A 22,193-nucleotide genomic window follows, 5' to 3' on the forward strand; every position below is an offset into this window, starting at 1 on the left:
TTATCTACAGAATTCATTAGAATTCTATCTCCCAATCTACATAAATGGTTCGGTTAGGAAGATTTATTTCTTTTATTACTTTTTGATATAAAAAGGGGATGAGTCGTTCTGTTTGTTTTTGTTTTTTTTTCTCGTTTACTTTAATAACTAAAACATCATTTGATCCAGTTGCCATAATACTATTCACTTTTCCAAGTATATTATTGTTTAGATTTATCACTTGACATCCAATAAGATCCTTCCAGTAATATTCTCCTTCTTTTAATTTTGGAAGTTGGTTAGCTTCTATTATAATCTGACAATAATTGAGTTGTTCTATTGCGGTATTGCGATCATTAATACCTTCTACTTTCATGATAATATTTTGGTGGTGATATTGCCATTTTTCTAGAATTAGAATTCCCCACTGATGTGTTTTTTTTACAAACCACGGTTGATAATCAAATATACTAATTGGATTTTCAGTAAATGGAAAAACTCTAATCCAACCATGCACGCCGTAAGCGGAACCTGTGATCGCAATGATTAATGGATTAGATGGAATATTTTTAATTAACTTTTTGTTGATGTTGGTCATGGTTTAATCTGATGAGATTTTTTTAATTTTCTTAATTAATGCTTTAACACGATCCGATACTGATGCCCCCTGTTTTATCCAATAATCAATCCGTTCTATATTGAGCACGAGTGGTTTAGCATAACCAGAAGCAATTGGGTTAAAGAAACCCACTTTTTCAATGAAGCGACCATTACGAGGAGAGCGACTATTTGTGACTACTACTTGATAAAACGGACGTTTTTTTGCCCCATGACGAGCTAATCGAATTGTTACCATAATACCCTCGGTAGATAAAATAAAGTATTTGTTGCATGATAAGAATGAAGAATTTTATTATAATATAAAAGATTACTTTTTGATGGTTTTGGTGTAAAAAAATTCTAATTAATCTAAATTAGTTATTTGTTATTGATATTTAAATCACAAAAAATATATTTTATTATACTTAGTATCTTATTTTCAGTATCTTATATGTTTTATCATCTTCATGATGATTGATTTTGATATACGTTTAACCTATTTGTTTGCGAGCATTACGAAACAGTCTCATCCAAGGACTATCTTCTCCCCATGTATCAGGGTGCCACGAATGATTAATTGTGCGATATATTCGCTCTGGGTGCGGCATCATAATAGTAACACGGCCGTTTTCATTGGTTATAGCAGCAATTCCATTGGGAGAACCATTTGGGTTGGCAGGATATTTTTGCGTGGGATAGCCAAAATTATTAACAAATCTAAGGGTGATCAAATCTTTCTCTTCTAATTGTGTTAGATTTGTTTTATTTCGAGCTTTGGCATAACCTTCGGCATGTGCAACGACTATGGGTATTTTCGATCCTGTCATACCATCAAATAACAGGGATTTACTTTTCAACACTTCCACTAAACTTAGCCGTCCTTCAAAGCGATCGGATTTATTGCGTATAAAATAAGGCCACTCCTTACTTCCAGGAATAAGTTCTCGGAGGTTTGAGAGCATCTGACAGCCGTTACAAACACCGAGTACTAGCGTTTCTGATTGATGAAAAAAATCTTCAAATAGATCGCGCATGCGGTTATTATATAAAATAGATTTTGCCCATCCCGAGCCAGCACCTAGTACATCTCCATAAGAAAAACCACCGCAAGCAACTAATATTTTTATATCGTTTAATGTAGACCTTCCTTCTATGAGATCACTCATGTGTATATCAATTGCTTCAAATCCGGCATAATGGAACGCAGCAGCCATTTCGATATGTGAGTTAATACCTTGCTCACGGAGAATTGCTGCTTTAGGTCGTTTTCTGGTTGCTATTAATGTTGAAGTAATATTTTCTTGAGGATCAAAAGTTAAAACTACATTAAGCCCAGGGTCATGGTTATCTAATTTAGCTTGATGCTCCTGATCTGCGCAGTCTGGGTTATCACGTAAGCGTTGTATTTTCCAAGTTGTCTCTGCCCACCAGGCGCGGAGCGTTGTGCGACGTTCTTTATATATAATTGATTGACCCCTAGATATGATGAATTGGTTTCCTTTGACTGCTTGGCCTATTAGATAACTACAATGATTTAAGTTATAATCTTTTAAAATTTGTCTAACTTCACTTAAGTCGTTGTTCGATACTTGAATTACAGCTCCGAGCTCTTCAGTAAATAGAGCTGCAAAGATATCGTTACTCAAGTCTTTTATGTCAATTAAGACACTACAATGACCGGCAAAAGCCATTTCTGCTAATGTAACTAGTAAACCACCATCTGATCGATCATGATAGGCCAGAAGTTTTTTAAAAGTCACTAGTTTTTGAATGGCTTTCCAAAAATTGACAAGTTGTTGAACATTGCGTACATCAGCAGTAATTTCGCCTAATTGACGATAAACCTGCGCAAATGCAGTCGCACCAAGAGCATTTACACCATTACCAAGATCAATAAAAATTATTGCGTTATCATTGGTTTGCAATTGTGGTGTAACAGTTTTTCGTACATCTTCCACATAAGAAAATGCAGTCATAATCGGTGATAAAGGAGCAATAACTTCTCGTTTTTCATCATCTTGATTCCACTTTGTCTTCATAGACATGGAGTCTTTTCCGACTGGAATTGCAATTCCTAGCTCAGGACATAATTCTTCGCAAACAGTTTTGACTGCAGCATATAAGCCAGCATCTTCACCAGGATGGCCAGCTGCCACCATCCAGTTAGCGGATAACTTAATGCGCGTGATTGAACCAATTTGCGCAGTTACAATATTGGTAAGCGCTTCCCCAATAGCTAGTCGGCTGGATGCGGAAAAGTTTAGTAAAGATACTGGGGCGCGCTCGCCTATTGCCATTGCTTCGCCATGATAACTATTATGATATAGACTTGCGTTAGTGACTGCACAATTTGCGACAGGCACTTGCCATGGACCAATCATTTGATCACGCGCAACCATGCCTCCTATAGAGCGGTCTCCAATTGTAATTAAGAAAGTCTTCTCGGCAACGGCAGGTAAATGCAGAATGCGATATACGGCATCAGATAGAGAGATGTGTTCATACTGTAAAGGTGACCCTATTGTTTTGTAACTGGTTACATTGCGCGTCATTTTAGGAAATGTTCCCAATAAAAGACTCAGGGGTATGTCGACAGGAGTGTTATTAAAATAGTTGTCAATTAGTGATAATTTTTTTTCTTTAATTGCTTCTCCAATAATTACATAAGGTGTTCGTTCACGTTGGCATATAGTATCAAATAGCTTTAAATTTTTAGGAGAAACTGCCATAACGTAGCGTTCTTGGGATTCATTACACCATATTTGTAATGGGCTCATACCAGATTCATGATTTAAGATATTGCGTAAATAAAAACGACCACCGCATGGTCCGTGATGTATCATTTCTGGTAAGGCGTTAGATAGACCACCGGCTCCAACATCATGAATAAATATGATTGGATTATTAGATCCGAGCTGCCAGCAACGATTAATTACTTCTTGACATCGCCGCTCCATTTCTGGGTTGTCACGTTGGACAGACGCAAAGTCATAATCAACATTAGATCGGTTAGAAGATGAGGAAGAGGCAGCGCCACCACCTAGTCCAATATTCATTGCTGGTCCGCCTAAGACAATAAATTTATCCCCATCATGAATTCTACTTTTCTGAATGTGTTCTTCGAGAATGTGACCCAAACCACCTGCTAGCATGATAGGCTTATGATATCCACGTAATTCACTGCCATTATGACTATTAACCATTTCTTCATAAGTACGAAAATAACCATTTAATACAGGGCGTCCAAATTCATTATTAAAGTCTGCCGCCCCTAATGGTGCTTCAATCATTATTTCTAAGGCACTAGAAATATGATTGGGTTTGCCAAAATCTTGTTCCCACGGTTGTTCAAACCCTGGAATACGAAGATTAGATACAGAAAAACCTGATAAAGCAGCTTTCGGTTGCGCTCCTCTTCCAGTGGCCCCTTCATCGCGAATTTCACCACCCGAACCAGTTGCAGCTCCTGGTCTTGGAGAAATGGCAGTTGGGTGGTTATGTGTTTCTACTTTCATTAAGATATGTACATTATTTTTATTAAATTTATAAAAACCCTTTTGGTCAGCATAAAATAGATTTGAGGGAGCACCTTCCATCACAGCTGAGTTATCGTTGTATGCTGAAAGTATATAATTTGGATTTTTTTTTACAGTATTCTGTATCATATCAAAGAGTGATTTTGATTGTATTTTCCCATCAATACACCAATGAGCATTAAATATTTTATGACGACAGTGTTCAGAATTAGCTTGAGCAAACATATAAAGTTCAATATCTGTTGGATTACGGCGAAGATTTGTAAATGCTGTCATTAAATACTGTATTTCTTCTTCAGATAAAAGGAGATTTAGAGAGATATTGGCTTGATCTAATGCTGTACGTCCTTTTTCTAGGATCTGGATATATTGCATTGGAGCGGGTTTGTTTTGAATGAATAGTTGTTTAATATTTTGAAAATTAGTAAAAGAAGCCTCTATCATTCGGTCGTATAATTTTGATACTAAATAGTTCCATTCTGTTTGATTTAGTTTTCTAGATTTAATATAAAAGGCTTTACCACGTTCTATGCGAAGGATTTTAGTCAAAGAACAACTTCTGACTAGATCTGTGGCTTTTGAAGACCATGAAGAAATAGTTCCCAGACGAGGAGTTACTAGAAGTAATTTTCCAGTCGGTAAGTTTTCTTTAAACAATGAGGGTTTACTTTGTAATAAGTGTTCTAAACATAATTGCTCTGTAATATTTAAAGGTGTTTGAATTTGAATAAAATAGATATACTCAGCATAAATATTTTGCAGAGGGAGATGTTCTTCTTTAAAGTATGTTAGTAATTTTTTAATCAGAGTTGTAGATAAAGCGGGTGGACCGCGTAAAATTTTTATCATAAAAGGTCTCTTATATTCAAAAGAGGTATATTGAATTATGGTAATTCAAGTATTTAAGTATAGATTATTATAATTTTTTAAATTTTTTACAAAATTGTTTGATCGGTATTTATTTTGATAGGTGGCTAACTTACAAGTGTGTCACTGTTGACCAGTGATGTTCTATGTTTTATTTTATTACAAGAATTTTATAAATGATTATTTGATAACTATCTAATTATTTTTTTCATTATTAGGTCATGACCTTTCTTATTTTCTTACTGGTAAGATTGTAACTGATTGTAGCTAAGTAAAATCGGTTGTTGTTCTTTTATTGGTTATTGGTGTAGAAAATTTTAATTATTATAGTAGAGATAAGGGGTGGTTGCGTTCTATAAGAACAAACTGGAGTTTATATATTTCATAATTACTTTATAATAAATATTAGTTTTCTAGAGGAAATTAAGTCATTTTTTATGAACCTTGGTTCATAGGTTTTTAACTTTATAAAAGTGAAGTTTTAATATAGTGTAGCGCCTATTATTCATGTTTAAGATTCATTCTTGAGTTTATTAGAAGAATGCAATCATCAGTGAATAATTTCGTTTTTATATCTTTAGATTAATTTGAGATTCATAGATATTTAGAGTTGCCTAACTTATGAGAATAAAGCAAAAAAGAGATTTAAATAATACAATATTTAATAATCGTATAGTAATCAATTACTTGAATCAATAGCTTATTTATAACGAATATGACATATAACACACTATGTTTATATTAGCAAAGCAATGAAGGTTATGTAATACTTTATTGATACGTTGATGTCTAACAGGGTGAATTTATTCTTATGTAAGAGTTATAGGATGGGCTGATCTTAGAGGAAAAATTAAAATATTTTATTTAATATTATATGTGATTACATAAAAATATGAGTGGATAAACGCATTGTAATTGACATCAATTGTATACAGAAAGATATATTTATTATTTGAATAATTTAGTAATTTTATTTTTTTATTGTTTAATTTTTGATACAAATTGGATTTTTTTATTTTGTCAGAATTTGTAACTGTCACGAGGCTAGTCTTACGACATTAGGATTTTTTTATTTTTAAATGAAAGATTTAGAGACGATGTCAATTACTTAAATAAATTCATCTGAATCATATATTTTATATGTAATTTTAATTATTTGTGTTGAAGTTAATTATCTCTTTAACAGGCATGCTGAGATAATATTATTAAGTATTTATTTTATTTTTGTATTTTAATAAACTTCTATAAATCAAATCATACTTGGTATGAGATGTGTATGATACAAAGTCATTGAGTAATTACTTTTTATAAAGTAACAGTTTTAAACCTTCAAATTTCGATATATCCAGAATGTATAACATCTTCTTAAGGAGGAAGATTATTTTTTATTAAAAAATTCATTATGTGTGTTAGATTTAGTTATACGGAGATAAAATAGAATGAAATAGTTGTTTTACTTTATGTTTTGGCAGTCATTATACAGTTAAAAGATGATAAAGAGATATATCAAAATTTCTATGTTATTTAATTTATTTAATTTTTTTATTATATATTATATAGAATTAATGAAACAGTGCTTAACTGAATGAAGTGGGGATATGAAATATTAATATTTGTTAATTTTGTAATCTTTTTTGTTATTTTTAGATATATTGATGTATATAATTTTAGGTTAAGGTTTATGGAATATGGTATAGAGTTTTTAGAGAGGGTAATAATCATTATTTAGTATCTGTAACAATACTTTAATAAATAAGTTTTCAGGTTAAGCGCTTATTTATAGAAGACAAGAAAGGTTTTTTGTTTTAACAAATTAAATATTAAGTAAAAAAACAATTGCCATAATAATGTAAATAGCCTTTTTATAAAAGGCTGAATTGGAATTAATAAATTATGAGATAAGATTGGTTTTTTTTATTCGTTGATAGCGAAAAAATTGATTCAGCACTATTTTGCATTCTTTCTCTAAAATTCCAGACTCAATTTGGATATGGTGATGTACTTTTAGTGTTTCTTGGATGTATTTTAAGGTACGAATTGTTTCATGTTTCGTATTAGAGGTTCCATATACTAATCTTTTCACTCGACTATGTATGATAGCACCAAAACACATAAGACATGGTTCCATTGTGACATATAAAGTTGAGTTGACTAGACGATAGTTTTGTATAACTCTACCCGCCTCTCGTAGAGCGACTATTTCAGCATGTGCGGTTGGATCATTCAGGCGAATAGGTTGATTCCAACCCTTACTGATTAGATGATTATGAATCACTAATACTGCTCCGATGGGAATTTCTCTATGATACTGAGCGTAATATGCTAGCAAAAGTGCATGATGCATCCAGTATAGGTCAGAGGGATCAGTCAATGTCGTCTCCAGTATTCTGTAATAAAATAATTTATTAATTTTTAATAATTCATCTAAAAATAGAGTGTGCACCAGAAAAAGGATTTTCAACTAGCATTAAGATTAAATTTAATCTATCGATAATGAAATATAACAAAAATTACTTGAATGTTATGCTTATTTTGAAAAAAGAACAATTAAATAATCTTTGATGTAGTGAGTATATTGTACTGTTTTCTTTATAATAAGCGCAGTTTTATAATGAATGGTTATCTTTTAAAATGTTATTTTAAAAAAAATAAATAATTAATATCATGTATTAATAATGTCACTATACTATATATATGCTGAATGAGATTTGTTTATAAACTATGCATAATGAAATTATATTGATATAATTAATATTGATTTTTTAAAATAATTTATATTTTACTATAAACTAAGTTTTGTTATTTACAAAATTAAATAACAGAGATAAGTTTATCTGTGTGTTAGGTATTTTAATTGGTTAACGATTAACACATTCAGTAATATAGATAATATAAATAAAGATAATATTATATAAAAATGATAGATTAATTGATTTAAAAAATAAAAATTATAATAGATATGTCATGGGATGTGTTATTTTTTTCTAATAGTAGCGTAAATTTAAAATAAGTATTAACTTGAATTTTATATTCATTAGAAAGCAATATTAGTTTTGTCCAATATAATAAACGAGATTAATATCTTTATGAATACATAACGATTGTGTATATATATTATCAACATATTATAATCAAGAATAATTAGAATTATTATAAATATAAAAAAATATACAATATCTAAATTGATATCGATTAGTTAATAAGATAAAACTCACTATATTCATTTATTTTTTAGAACATTTCCTAAACTTATGCATTCAAATGAGAAATAGGATTAAATAAATTATTATATAATAATAAAAAATATTATTATATATGTTTTAAATTCATTTAAACATTAAAATATTTTTAAATTTAGTTATTTTCATGTTTTATTTTTTATTTTAGTATTTTTTAAATATATGAATAAAAAAATTGATCAGAAATATTTTACTGAGTAAAATTATACTATTATAAGAAAAAAGCCAAAAGATAATCTTTAGACGATATGAAGTGAATTATGTCAGAATTTAATTAAGAATGGTGTTGATAAACATTTTTTCAATAACAACATTGTTCAAAATATCGTGCTAAAAAGATGGAACTTGATGATGATGAAGAACGAGCTTAAAAAGGCTGCTGGGTGGGCTGCGTTAGAATATGTTATGCCTGGAATGATTGTTGGAGTCGGTACGGGTTCTACAATTGCATATTTTATTGATGCTTTGGCATCAATAAAATATCAAATTGCTGGAACGGTATCAAGCTCAGAAGTGTCGAGTGCTAGGTTGGCATCTTATGGTATTCCTATTTTAGACCTTAACAAGATTAAGATCTTATCTCTTTATATTGATGGTGCAGATGAGATCAATGATAAATTACAAATGATTAAAGGAAAAGGAGCAGCTTTAACGAGAGAAAAGATTATTGCAGCAGTCTCTGATTATTTTATTTGTGTTGCTGATGAATCTAAGAAGGTTAATGTTTTAGGGCATGTTCCTTTGCCGATCGAAGTAATTCCTATGGCACAAAAATACGTAGAACGTCAATTAATGCAACTTGGTGGATTACCTCAATATCGTCAAAATGTTATTACTGATAATGGTAATATTATTCTTGATGTATATCATCTTGATATAAGTGATCCAACTTTGTTAGAAAAAGAGATTAATGCTGTGACTGGTGTAGTGACTGTTGGTTTATTTGCGAATCGTGGAGCAGATATGGCTTTGATTGGTACTACTGAGGGGGTGAAAATATTTACAAAATAATTTATAAAATATGTTACAGAGTCGTTATATTCTATATATTTTTATTTTTTGAATTTTGTGATTTTTCTCATAATTATTATTTTTTATAAAAATAATTTTTTATGACATACAACTCTCATGAGAGAGTAATCTAATTTATTTCTATATACTCGTTTTATGTGTATATTCATTATTGGTATATTAAGGCATGGTTAATTATATTCATTATTATCATGGTGTTTGATGAGTAATCATTATTTATCTTTTCCGCATTTTGACCCAGTGATGTTCTCTTTTGGTCCAGTTTCTTTACATTGGTATGGGTTAATGTATTTAATTAGTTTTATATTTGTGCGATGGATGGCTATGCGGAGAGTTTCTTATTATCGTCATTCTTGGGAAAAGGATGATATAGATCTCCTTCTATATGTTAGTTTTTTTGGAGTTTTCTTCGGAGGTCGTCTAGGCTATGTTTTATTTTATAATCTTCCGTTTTTTCTTAACAATCCATTAGATATATTTAAAATATGGAATGGTGGCATGTCATTCCACGGCGGGTTAATTGGAGTAATATTAGCTATATTAATTTTTTCATACCGAACGAAGCGTCATTTTTTACAAGTGTCAGATTTTATAGCACCAACGATCCCCTTTGGTCTTGGGGCAGGACGTTTTGGAAATTATATTAATGGTGAGCTATGGGGGCGGGTAAACTTTGACTTACCTTGGTCTATGTTGTTTCCTGGTTCACGCAATATAGATATAAGTTTGACAGAAATACATAACGAGTGGAAGGATGTATTGTTGACTTATGGTAGTTTACCGAGACATCCATCTCAATTATATGAGTTAATCTTAGAGGGAGTTTTATTATTTATTATTCTTAATGTTTTTGTTATGAATAAAAATAGGCCTATAGGGTCTGTTTCTGGACTTTTTTTAATTAGTTATAGCTTTTTACGTATAATTTCTGAATGTTTTCGCGAGCCTGATGTCCAGTTAGGTTTATTTTATGGAGTAAGTATGGGACAAATATTATCTATTCCAATGATGATAGTCGGGATTATTATGATTATGCGAGCATACCGTCATTATTAATTCATAAAAAATATATGACTTCTCTATATCTATTATGAATTTTATTTAATTTTCGCTTCATTGCCATCAGGTTGTCTTTAATTTTATTGTGGATTTTGTAGCATGTTCAATTTTTACAAATTTTACTTATGAATTTATCTCATGCAATCAATTTTTAAATTTATATGTATAGTCAATTTTAGTCATCTTAAAAAGGAGCATAGATCAGTTAGAAAATTAATAAGATTGTTAATAAACTTTCTCTAAATATGTTGGTTTAGATATATCAGTTATACTTGATTCATTCATCTGATATTAGAGTGTAAAATAAATTAAAATAGTATAGTGTACCAATTTCTAGTTATTATAAGTTATGATAAATGTCAAAAGTTTTACAATCTTAATTGTTATATCTATACCCTATCTGTTTTAGAGAGTGGTAGAATGGTTTGCATAACTATACGATCACTATACTTGATAGTATGGTGACATTTTTTGCGTGAAAAAAGAAAGAAAAGTTTAATATTATTATTTTTTATTCAGGAAGATTGTCATTGTATCTTGCAGTATTAGAAAGGTTTAGAAATATATTATATTTACATAGGAAAGATTCAGAATAAGAATTAATTTTATTTATTAAAATAAATTTTTATTTTTAAATGTATGATCGAACTCCTATATTACAAATATCTATAATACAGATATCAATAAATCAGGTTTCAGTAAAATTATTTACGATAAAATCGTATTTTTACTGTATTAGATTTGATTTGTTATTTTACGGTGATACGAAAGAATATCAGTTATTTGGAATTAGTTGAGTGATTGGTTAGTATACAGGGTAATGTGTCTATAACTTATCGACTATATATTCTATTATTATTGAAGAAGTGAATATATTGCAACAGGTTAAATTAACTGAGGTATGAATCGATTTGCTTCATATTTATTTTATTAAACTAAAAAGATAATATTAATTATTTATGACTATGATTGAAAAAAATCTATTGATTTTAGTAGATGGCTCTTCTTATCTATATCGTGCTTATTACGCTTTTCCTTCTTTTACTAATAACTCTGGTTTTCCAACTGGAGCCATTTATGGCGTATTAAGCATGTTTCGTCGTTTATTTCTAAAATATAAGCCTAGTCATGTGGCTGTAATTTTTGATGCGAAAGGAAAAACTTTTCGTGATGATATTTTTGTAGAATATAAAATATATCGTCCATCTATGCCGAAAGAATTAAAAGTACAAATTGATCCACTGCATAAGATTATTAAAGCAATGGGAATACCTCTTCTAGTTATTCCTGGTGTTGAAGCAGATGATGTTATTGGTACTCTCGCTTTGGAGGCAGAGAAATATGGTTTTAATGTATTAATTAGTACTAATGATAAGGATATGGCTCAGTTGGTTACTGAAAATATCAAGTTAATTCACTTAGTAAATCATACAATCATGGGACCAAAAGAGGTCTTAGAACAATATGGAGTTCTTCCAGAACTGATCATAGATTTTCTTGCTTTAATGGGCGATTCATCTGATAACATCCCAGGGGTGCCTGGTGTTGGTATGAAGACAGCTCAGTTTTTGTTACAAGAACTTGGTGGGATTATTAACATTTATTCAGATTTAAAGAAAGTTGCCTTGCTTTCTTGTCGAGGCTCTCAAACACTAATGTCTAAACTAGAAATCAATAAAGAAATAGCGTTTCTTTCTTACAAATTAGCAACTATTAAAACTGATGTATTACTTGAATGGACTAGTGATCAGTTAATTAAGAGATCTCCATCTATAAAAGAGTTGATAAAACTTTTGGTATGTTATGAACTGAGAAGATGGGTTGTGTACTTAAAGAAAGATCCATGGTGGTTAGATTCCTTTCATAAAGAAACAATAGCTATACCAAATTCTTCTCTTGTATTGAAAGAGAGAGATTCACCAGCATCTATTCATGAATTATTGTTATCTAATTATTCGAGTATTTTAGATAAACAAGTATTGTCATTTTGGCTCAAAACTATACAAAATAAAAAATTTTTTTCATTTTCTTTACACACTCATTCATCAAGCAAATTAAATACCAATATTATTGGATTGTCATTAGCAATTACCTTGGGTCATGCTGCTTATCTACCAATAGCACATGACTACTTGAATGCACCAGTTCAGTTAGAGTGCTCTTATGTTCTCTCGTGTTTAAAGCCTCTATTTGAGGACAAAAACATAATGAAGGTTGGGCATAATTTTCATTATATACAGAAGATTTTTAAGAAGCATAATATTGTTCTTCAGGGCGCATTATTTGATATAATGCTAGCATCTTATGTATTAAACAGCAGATGGCGTAGCAATGATTTATTGAAACTAGCAGAATTTTGGTTAAATCATAAAACAATGACATTAACGGAGATCAATAAACAAGGAAGGAATAACCTGAATTTTTATAAAATACCATTAGATACAGCAACTTATTATGCAGCAGAATGTGCTGATATTATACTTAAATTATATTTTAAACTATTTATGGAGTTAGAAAAAAATCTAGAACTTAGATATATTTTTGAAAACATTGAAACAGTTCTTGCACCTGTAATTGCACGAATAGAAAATAATGGAGTTCTAATTGATTGTAGCATTCTGAAGATGCACTCTAAGGAACTAAGTGATCGTCTTCATGGCTTAGAACAAGAAGCGCATAAATTGGCAGGAAAATCCTTTAACCTTTTGTCACCCAAACAAATTCAAGCAATTATATATGATTTACAAAATATTAACTCTACAAAAAACAAATCAGATGTTCTCTATTCTGGCACAAGAGATACATTAATAGATTTAACAAAAAAAAATTTTTTTTACGAGATTATTTTAGAATATCGAAGTTTATTTAAGCTTAAATCAACTTATACTGATAAATTACCACTGATGATTACTCCAACTAGTAATCGTATTCATACTTCATATCATCAGGCTTTGACCATTACTGGTCGTCTTTCATCTAGTCATCCTAATTTACAAAATATTCCGATACGCAGTGGTGAAGGTCGTCGTATCCGACAAGCATTTATTGCAGAAAAAAATTATTATATTTTATCAGCTGATTACTCACAAATTGAATTGCGCATTGTAGCTCATTTATCACAAGATCCGAATCTTTTATTAGCCTTTTCTAAAGAACAAGATATTCATTGTTCCATGGCATCAAAAGTTTTTGGTGTTGCGATCAACGCTGTTAGTCAACAACAACGTCGTATCGCTAAAGCAATTAATTTTGGTTTAATATATGGTATGAGTTCTTTTGGTTTAGCACGTTACTTAAATATAAGTATAAAGGAAGCTAAGAAATATAGAGATCGTTATTTTGCACAATACCAAAGAGTATTGGATTATATAATGAAGACGCAAAGAGAAGTGGTGGAAAAGGGGTATGTATCCACTTTAAATGGGCGTCGTATTTATTTTCCAGATATCACATCTACTAATATGATTCGTCGTAAAGAAGCTGAACGCTCTGCCATTAATGCCCCAATTCAAGGTACTGCAGCAGATATTATTAAAAAAACAATGATTGATGTGGATACATGGTTATTAACTCAAGATGCTTGTAAAGTTAAAATGATTATGCAAGTACACGATGAATTGGTTTTTGAAGTATGGAAAGATGTTATAGAAGAAACTTCTGTACAGATTCGTAAATTGATGGAAGGTGTCATTAAACTTGACGTACCTTTATCTGTTAATATTGGTGTAGGTCATAATTGGGATCAGAGTCATTAATTTAAGAATATTACCTTAAAGATCTGGGTGTGATTATTTTATGACTTATCACTTTTTTACATGACGTGGAATACATATTAATGTCTTCTATAAGATTAGTTAAGTGAAATGTGTGAAGATAAATTTTTTTATATAATTTGAATGTGCAGGTAATATGTTATTTAAAGTATATGAAATTTAATATTATAGAGGTTGTTGTGATTTAATTGTTCGTTGATTGGTCTATATAGGGTGTAATGCCGTGAAATTTTGTTTATTTCATAAATATCAAATGGGGATGGCATGGTGAGTGATACTACTGTTTTTAGTTATAAAAATTCTGGCGTAGATATTGATGCTAGTAATGTGTTAATTAGTCGACTTAAAGGTATAGCAAAAAAAACTCGTCGTCCAGAAGTGATAGGTGAACTAGGTAGTTTTGCAGCTTTATGTTCTTTACCAAAAAAATATCGTGATCCAATTTTAGTTTCTAGCACCGATGGAGTTGGGACTAAACTTCGATTAGCTATGCAATTACAGTCTTATGATACGATTGGTATTGATTTGGTTGCTATGTGTGTGAATGATTTAATTGTTTTGGGTGCAGAACCAGTATTTTTTTTAGATTACTATGCTGTGAGTAAATTAAATATTGATATCGCTTCTAGGATTATGACAGGTGTAGCTCAGGGTTGTTTAGAGTCTGGTTGTTCTTTAGTTGGTGGTGAAACTGCTGAAATGCCCGGTATGTATCGTGGAGAAGATTGCGATCTAGCAGGTTTTTCTTTAGGCATAGTTGAAAAAGAAGGTATTATTGATGGTTATAAAGTCAGAGATGGCGATGTTCTGGTTGCTCTTGGTTCATCTGGTTTACACTCTAATGGATATTCATTAGTTCGTCAACTTGTAGAGCATACTAAAATTAGTATAGATACTTCTGTCCTTAATGGGCAGTTATTAGCAGAGATTCTGTTGACACCAACACGGATTTATGTAAAAAGTATTTTAACTTTAATTGAACAGATTAATGTTCATGCGATTGTGCATGTGACCGGTGGGGGGTTATTAGATAATTTGCCTCGTGTGTTACCAGTTAATGTTCAAGCTGTAATAGAGGCGTCAAGTTGGGACTGGCCACCTATTTTTTGTTGGATTCAACAGTCTTCTTATATGAATCCTTTTGAAATGTATCGTACTTTTAATTGTGGCGTGGGTATGGTTATTATAATAGATCCCTCTTCATTAGACCAGGTTTTACATATGATGAGTAATGCTGGAGAATTAGCGTGGAAAATAGGTTTTATTAAATCATCTAGTTCCTCTGATCGTGTTGTCATTCATACATGAAACGTATTGTTGTTTTAGTTTCTGGCTATGGAAGTAATTTGCAGGCGATCTTGGATGCATGTTGTGATATGTTGATTGCAGGTAGGGTAGTTGCTGTTTTTAGCAATAAGCCTGAATCAACTGCTTTAAATCGCGCTCATAAAGCTAAGATTCCTGCTCATGTCGTTTTAGAATCCAGGTATTCTAATAAAGATGAATTTGATGATCGCTTGCGAAACGAAATAGGTTATTACCAACCGCATCTAATTATTTTGGCTGGGTATATGCGCATTCTTAGTATAGAATTTGTTGAATATTATTATGGTCGAATACTTAATATTCATCCGTCTTTGCTTCCACGTTATCCGGGATTACATACTCATCAGAAGGTTATTAAGAATGGAGATAATCAACACGGTGCCTCAGTGCACTTTGTCACTAAAAAATTAGATCAAGGGCCGGTTGTATTACAAGCTAAAGTACCAGTTTTTAGAGGAGATACTGTATCTTCCTTGTCTACACGTGTTCAATGTGTAGAGCATGTGATTTATCCTAAAGCAATTAGTTGGTTTATTGATGGTCGCTTAATCATGGATAATGGTGCTGCGTGGTTAGATGGAAAGCGATTGCCTGAAGCGGGATATTCATAAATTTTTACATTGAGCTATTTTCAATAATCAGTGTAATATCTTGTATGTGTTTAAATAATTTTTACTATTAGTGTGTGATTTATTAGGACTGTGTTTGGTGATCTAATTACTTTCAGATGTCACTAAGATTACTTGTAGTCATGTTTAATAAATGTTTACTTCTAACGTAATTTTATTTGTTTTATCTTATAGTTTAAGATACGAGTCCAACCACTCGTGACTAGTTAACTTCTTGCATTGTCAATATTTTGTTTTACAATGTAAAAATAATAAAAAAATGAATTAAAATTGGTGATTGTGATACAGGGTTCATATTAATTAATATAATATTTTGATTTGTATAATCTATTTTAAATGAATCATATTCACAGAGAAGATAAACATCGATTCTAAATTAATTAATATTAAGCAAGTCTGAGGTTTATGGTTAGTTGATTGGATGTGCAGATTGTACCAAATACATAATGATGATCTATTTTTGATGGTTTATTGTTTAAACTATAAACTTGTATTAAGATTTATATATATATGAGTTTGTAGCTTGTTAATTATAATATTGATTTATTAAATGATGTATTATTATTTTTTCTCCTCGTTTGTTCAGTGGTAGAGTAGTTTTACATGATAATTTTTTGATCATATAGTGTCTTGGTTTTTATATAATATTTTTTTTAAAATATGTGACACGGCAATAAAGCCAAAAGTAGCAGTAACCATAGTTACTGTACCTAGTCCCTTTTCACAATCCATTCCTTTTTGCAATTTAATGTTTCTTCGTGAATGGGATATGCAACCATTCTCGTGAAAATAGCGTAAGCGCTCACTTGAAAATACACAATCAATGTTAAGCTTCCCTTTACTATTAGGTATGATTTGAAAATCATATTTAAGTCGATCACGGACCTTAGATGCTAATGGATCGTAGATTGTTTTTGTTAAGTCAGAAACTTGTATTTGTAATGGGTCAATTTGTCCAGCTGCGGCACCAATAGTTATGACTGGTAGATTAGAACGACAACATAATGCTAGTAGCGCCGCTTTTGCTCTCACGTTATCAATGGCATCAATAACATAACTAAAATTATAGTCTAATAAGATAGAGGTATTATTTACAGTAATAAAATCATCAATACAGGTTACACAGCATTCAGGATTTATTTCTGAGATACGTTTTGCCATGACTGCAATTTTTGGTTTGCCTAAGTTTGTTTCTATTGCATGAATTTGTCGATTGGTATTGCTAATACATATATCATCCATGTCGATTAAAGTTAACATACCAATACCACTTCGAGCTAGCGCCTCGGCCGCCCATGACCCCACCCCTCCAATCCCTATAACGCAGATGTGTTTTTCAGAAAATAATGATAATGCAGTTTGTCCATATAGACGTGATATTCCAGAAAAACGTTCTTTCCAAGAAAGAGGTAAGATCTTCATCAGTTTTACCTTTAGAAACACTAATTATAGAAATTTTTAATTAATGATTATCAATAATGTGAACATTGATTTCAGTTATTGAATTGAGTATTACTATAATGGAATATATCATTTTAACATTATTAGTGGAGTAGAATTACGTTTCTATCTATTATAATGAGAATGATAAAAAATCTATTATATTTCTTTGTTTTTGATGAGATCTGCAAAGAATCGTTATATAACTTTTTGTTCTCTTCCTATATTGTTTTCTTGTATTTTTACAGTGAGCTTGATATAGATTACCTATATTTAATTTTTTATAGCGCTGAATAATTTAAGAGAAACATTCGTTCATAAATCATAATTATTTTGTTTACGATAGACAGGTTATTAATGTTGGAAGAATACGTAGCGGTTCAGATCACTATGAATTTCATGTATGTAGTTGACATCCTATGTTGTTATGGTATATAAATTTTAATCATTTGTTATAAGATTATAGAGTTTCTACAAATTATAATTTTTTATGCAAATTCTAAATTAAATTATTTTTTTATTTCTTGATAATTGATGTGATCTTCTTTTATTTTTGTTAAAGAAATCACAATTGTCTTGCGTATTGAAAGAAAATAAATGTATATGTATATATAAATATAATTATATGCAATTTCTATAACAAAAATTTTAGTAAAGACGCTCTATTATTAGTTAGATGATCAAGAAAGTATGTTATTTATATAGTGATTTTTCTATCATGGTCGTGGTGCACATAACTAAGTGATTTATCATAGCTACATGATGTATGATGCCTGTGGTATCATAGATATTTTTCTATTATGGTGTAATATTGTATAGTATAATATGTTGTTATGATTTATCTAACCATGGATATTCATCGTTTTTTATTAATTTTTTAAATGTGGTATAGTTTCATTTTTTATTTAGAAGCATTTTTTGTAAGCAAATACCACTGGTTAGGTATTAGGGTGATCTTATTTATGAGAATAACTAGAAATATAGATATTAATTGTATTTCAATGCTTATCTAAGTATGATATATCAATGTTGTGATCTTTTATAGATATAAAAAATAAAACATTTATAATTAAGTTCAATGATTGAGTATGTAATTAAGGTATTAATGTATGTATGTGTGTATTTTAAGATAAAACACTGACTTAAATATTTTGAATATAAATTAATTATAGAATATTTTTCCATGCACTACAATTTATTAATAAAAGTAAAAATTTTTTTTAAAGTTATATAATATAATATTTCATTAATCGAAAATTGCTATGAATAGCGATATAGATATTGGAGATTTTTCTATCTATTATCTAGCATATGCATTATTTTATAATTGTATAAAATAATTTTTTTATATTTATATGAGAATGCATAATCTAATTTAGATCAGTATTATATCAGTCTATATATATTGCATATTATATTGTATTTATAAATAAAATAAAAGGATAGAGATCTGATATATTTAAGACATCTTTCGATAGAAAGAAAAAGTTTATCTTGTTTTAGTTTAGAACCAAGATAAGATTTATTTAGTAAGTAATATTATTGTTTGTCTATGATGTTATGATATGAAGAGGATATAGGAAATAGAAAATAACAATAGAGAGTAAATAATATTAGTGTGGTGCAGTTGTATACTGCAATATATTGGGTATTTTTAGATAAATATCATAGATTATTGCATAATATCTATTTTTTAAAATTAGTTTAAATCTCTATGAAATATTAAATACTTGTTTTAAAAAATATTTGTATATCTATTTTTAATAGACATTAGAATTAATATATATAGCTTATATAAACTATATATATTAATTTAATTTAAGTTTCTTTCGTAAGAACAATGGCAAAGATAGAGTTTTTATCATTTTTTATCAGATGCATAAGATCATTATATGTATTGTACGAAGAAAAATTCTATTCTTTTATGCTCGAGAATAAGTAGTTCTGTATTTTTGATTCATATAATATAAATTTTTAAAATATTATAAGTTTGAGAATAATATGACAATATAGATTACGAGAGAGACAATGATACGTAATTTTATTTTAGTTAATATGACGAGTAGTGAATTAATATTTTATTTATGTCACTAAACCAATTGGTGCATTGAACACGCGCTATTTTTGGCATAAATAATGGCGCAGAACATTAAAATATAAATTAATAATTTTTTATGGAAATGTAGAATTAATTTCTTATTCTTTATTTGTATTTTAGTTTATTTTATTAAAATTACTTAGTTGTAGTCTATGATTAGAGTGAATAGTCGTTTTAGCGAACCAGAGAAACATCATGTTGTTTATAATTCAACAACACGATCGCTAGATTAATTTTAGAAATGTAGATAAATGTTTCTTCTGTTTATTAAATTTGTATTTATTATAGATTCAATGTTTTTTAAACGGCAATCATATAAATTATTAATTAGTCTTTAAATTCCATGTTTTCTAGAATTACTAGGTATTTGTTGGGTCTTGAATTTTTTTATATTTTAATTTTTTCTTTAAATTAATGGTAATATTATATATGGATAGTAATAGAGAGTTGCTATAGTGATTTTTATCATCTAGTGTTATATAACTTATTATCATTCTACATAAAAATGTTGGCTCCAAAGATAAAAAAATCTTATCAAGCTACACTATAATTAGGTTAATGCATAATGAATTTTAATTACTTAGCAGCTCGTATTTCTCATCGCGTCGAGCAATATAGGTTATTGGTGGAGAGCTAATGCATATGGTATGGAAAGTTATTATTAAAGTTTTTCACTCGATTTGGCGAGTTTTAACTTTGATACGTGAAGTAATTTTAAATGTTGTTTGTATTTTTTTAGTTTTTTTATGTTGTGGAATTTGGATGCAGTATGAAAAACTTAATACAATTTCTCAGTTAAGTAAAGGAGCCCTTATTGTTAATCTGAGTGGTATGTTAGTCGATAAGCCGACTAATAGTCATAAGTTCTTTAATAAGGTAGGCCGACAGATATTAGGCAATAATAGTGAAAACATTAAGGAACATTCATTATTTCATCTAGTTTCTACTATTCGTCAAGCTAAGGATGACCCCAAGATTACCGGCATGGTACTCGATTTAGATAACTTTTCTGGTGGCGATCAGCCATCATTACACTATGTTGGTAAAGTTTTGCGTGAGTTTAGAACCAGTGGAAAACCAATCTTTGCTATTGGATCTAGTTATAGTCAGGCTCAATACTATCTTGCAAGCTTTGCTAATAAAATTTATTTGTCTCCAGATGGGGAGGTAGATTTGCATGGTTTTTCTACAAATAGCATGTATTATCACAGTTTATTAAAGAAATTAAAAATTACTTCTCATGTATTTCGTGTAGGAAGATATAAATCTGCTGTAGAACCTTTTTTACGCGATGATATGTCATCAGAGGCGCGTGAGATCGATAGAATATGGCTGGGTGAGCTATGGCATAATTATTTATGTACTTTAGCTGAGAATCGACATCTTGATATTCAACAAATTTTTCCAAGCGTACAGGAGCAAGTGTATAGGTTAGAACAGTTACACGGTGACTCTGCTCAGTATGCTAAAGATATGCATTTAGTGGATGAATTAGCTTCGCCCTCATTTGTTGATAAGGCTTTGGTAAAGGTATTTGGATGGAATGAAGAGATAAAAAATTATCATGGTATTAATATTTATGATTACCAGCTTAAAAATACCAGTAGTGATAATAATAATATAGCAGTGATCATGGTTAGTGGTGCTATTATGGATCGTGACACTAAAACAGGTTGTGTTTCTAGTGAAGCCAGTATATTAGAAATTCGCTCAGCACGTCTCAATCCAAAAATAAAAGCTATTATATTTCGTGTTAACAGCCCTGGAGGCACTGCAACAGCATCTGAAGGTATTCGTGAAGAGTTAGCTGCTGCACGGAATGCAGGTAAACCTGTAGTAGTGTCTATGGGGGGTGTAGCTGCATCAGGTGGTTACTGGGTTTCAATACCAGCAAATTACATTATAGCTGATCCAAATACTATTACTGGTTCTATTGGAATTTTTAGCGTATTGAATACTATAGAGAACTCATTAGGTGCCATTGGTATACATGTTGATGGAGTGGCAACATCTGGTTTAGCTGAAGTAATGAATACTAAGTCTTTACCAAAAGAAGTTCAGAAAATAATTCAATTGCGTATAGAGCATGGTTATCAACGATTTATCAGTTTAGTAGCTAAAGCGCGTCATCAAACTATTACTGAGGTTGATAAGATAGCACAGGGACATGTATGGACTGGGCGTGAAGCAAAAGATAATGGATTAGTAGATGCATTAGGTGATTTTGATGATGCAGTAATGAAGGCTGCAGAGTTAGCACAACTAACTAAGCCGCAGATTAGTTGGTATAAAGATAGACCAGGATTACTAGATATGTTTTTTAGTGAAGTTGAGATTCCTGCGAATCTAGCTCTTTTAATGCATTTTTTTCAAATGAGCTCATCAACACAAATCTTAGATGGTTTCCAAGAGATAAGCAATAAATCTGGTTTCGGAGGATATTTTCCTTATGATTCTAAGGATCATTATGCTCTTTGCACCAGTTGTCGTAGTGATATAAAGTAAACACTTAGTTTTTTTAAAAAAATAAAAAGATTATACAGACCGCTCTGAGGGTGTCTGATAGGGGTTCATTCATAGCTAAGATTTTTTGACAGTTATTTTTGAGAGCTCGA

Annotated in this window: 11 protein-coding genes; 6 read left to right on the forward strand and 5 right to left on the reverse strand. The window is 30.3% G+C overall.

The window, feature by feature from the left end:
- Positions 1–16: 16 nt before the first annotated feature.
- From rimM to tadA, 4 genes are all read right to left on the reverse strand, one after another.
- The gene (gene rimM / locus HACICURV3402_RS00045; RefSeq protein WP_157992350.1) at positions 17–577 is read right to left on the reverse strand and encodes a ribosome maturation factor RimM; all 561 of its coding nucleotides are present in this window, start codon (positions 575–577) and stop codon (positions 17–19) included.
- 3 nt (positions 578–580) lie between these two features.
- Positions 581–835: a 30S ribosomal protein S16 gene (gene rpsP / locus HACICURV3402_RS00050; RefSeq protein WP_157992351.1), complete on the reverse strand. Its 255-nt coding sequence runs from the start codon at positions 833–835 to the stop codon at positions 581–583.
- 235 nt (positions 836–1,070) lie between these two features.
- Entirely contained in the window at positions 1,071–4,964 is a 3,894-nt protein-coding gene (purL, locus tag HACICURV3402_RS00055) for a phosphoribosylformylglycinamidine synthase (RefSeq protein WP_157992352.1), read from the reverse strand.
- Positions 4,965–6,873: 1,909 nt separating this feature from the next.
- Entirely contained in the window at positions 6,874–7,353 is a 480-nt protein-coding gene (gene tadA, locus HACICURV3402_RS00060) for a tRNA adenosine(34) deaminase TadA (RefSeq protein WP_157992353.1), read from the reverse strand.
- Positions 7,354–8,572: 1,219 nt separating this feature from the next.
- Between tadA and rpiA the strand changes: the two genes are divergently transcribed.
- The 5 genes from rpiA to purN all read left to right on the forward strand — a co-directional run bounded on the left by rpiA (position 8,573) and on the right by purN (position 16,022).
- Complete coding sequence (gene rpiA / locus HACICURV3402_RS00065) at positions 8,573–9,232, forward strand: ribose-5-phosphate isomerase RpiA (RefSeq protein WP_157992872.1); 660 nt, start codon at positions 8,573–8,575, stop codon at positions 9,230–9,232.
- Between the two features lie 222 nt (positions 9,233–9,454).
- The gene (gene lgt / locus HACICURV3402_RS00070) at positions 9,455–10,309 is read left to right on the forward strand and encodes a prolipoprotein diacylglyceryl transferase (protein ID WP_157992354.1); all 855 of its coding nucleotides are present in this window, start codon (positions 9,455–9,457) and stop codon (positions 10,307–10,309) included.
- A gap of 962 nt (positions 10,310–11,271) precedes the next feature.
- Complete coding sequence (gene polA, locus HACICURV3402_RS00075; protein WP_157992355.1) at positions 11,272–14,067, forward strand: DNA polymerase I; 2,796 nt, start codon at positions 11,272–11,274, stop codon at positions 14,065–14,067.
- Between the two features lie 285 nt (positions 14,068–14,352).
- A complete protein-coding gene (purM, locus tag HACICURV3402_RS00080) occupies positions 14,353–15,393 on the forward strand; it encodes a phosphoribosylformylglycinamidine cyclo-ligase (RefSeq protein WP_157992873.1) in 1,041 nt (346 codons plus the stop codon).
- Positions 15,390–16,022 carry a phosphoribosylglycinamide formyltransferase gene (gene purN, locus HACICURV3402_RS00085; protein WP_157992356.1) on the forward strand — a complete coding sequence of 211 codons (633 nt, stop codon included), beginning with the start codon at positions 15,390–15,392 and terminating at the stop codon, positions 16,020–16,022. The genes purM and purN overlap by 4 nt, the downstream gene beginning before the upstream one ends.
- A 636-nt stretch (positions 16,023–16,658) precedes the next feature.
- Here purN and tcdA read toward each other — a convergent pair.
- Positions 16,659–17,462: a tRNA cyclic N6-threonylcarbamoyladenosine(37) synthase TcdA gene (gene tcdA, locus HACICURV3402_RS00090; protein WP_157992357.1), complete on the reverse strand. Its 804-nt coding sequence runs from the start codon at positions 17,460–17,462 to the stop codon at positions 16,659–16,661.
- A gap of 2,752 nt (positions 17,463–20,214) precedes the next feature.
- Between tcdA and sppA the strand changes: the two genes are divergently transcribed.
- On the forward strand, positions 20,215–22,083 hold the full coding sequence (gene sppA, locus HACICURV3402_RS00095; protein ID WP_157992358.1) for a signal peptide peptidase SppA: 1,869 nt from the start codon (positions 20,215–20,217) through the stop codon (positions 22,081–22,083).
- The last annotated feature ends 110 nt before the right edge of the window (positions 22,084–22,193 follow it).

The organism is Candidatus Erwinia haradaeae, from assembly GCF_900698925.1.
In the GTDB taxonomy this organism is placed as follows: Bacteria; Pseudomonadota; Gammaproteobacteria; order Enterobacterales; family Enterobacteriaceae; genus Erwinia_E; species Erwinia_E haradaeae_I.

Excerpts from the sequence above, each read along its gene's own strand:
- rimM (WP_157992350.1), bottom strand. The coding sequence starts at position 577 with ATGACCAACATCAACAAAAAGTTAATTAAAAATATTCCATCTAATCCA.
- rpsP (WP_157992351.1), bottom strand. The coding sequence starts at position 835 with ATGGTAACAATTCGATTAGCTCGTCATGGGGCAAAAAAACGTCCGTTT.
- purL (WP_157992352.1), bottom strand. The coding sequence starts at position 4,964 with ATGATAAAAATTTTACGCGGTCCACCCGCTTTATCTACAACTCTGATT.
- rpiA (WP_157992872.1), top strand. The coding sequence starts at position 8,573 with ATGATGAAGAACGAGCTTAAAAAGGCTGCTGGGTGGGCTGCGTTAGAA.
- lgt (WP_157992354.1), top strand. The coding sequence starts at position 9,455 with ATGAGTAATCATTATTTATCTTTTCCGCATTTTGACCCAGTGATGTTC.
- polA (WP_157992355.1), top strand. The coding sequence starts at position 11,272 with ATGACTATGATTGAAAAAAATCTATTGATTTTAGTAGATGGCTCTTCT.
- purN (WP_157992356.1), top strand. The coding sequence starts at position 15,390 with ATGAAACGTATTGTTGTTTTAGTTTCTGGCTATGGAAGTAATTTGCAG.
- tcdA (WP_157992357.1), bottom strand. The coding sequence starts at position 17,462 with ATGAAGATCTTACCTCTTTCTTGGAAAGAACGTTTTTCTGGAATATCA.
- sppA (WP_157992358.1), top strand. The coding sequence starts at position 20,215 with ATGCATATGGTATGGAAAGTTATTATTAAAGTTTTTCACTCGATTTGG.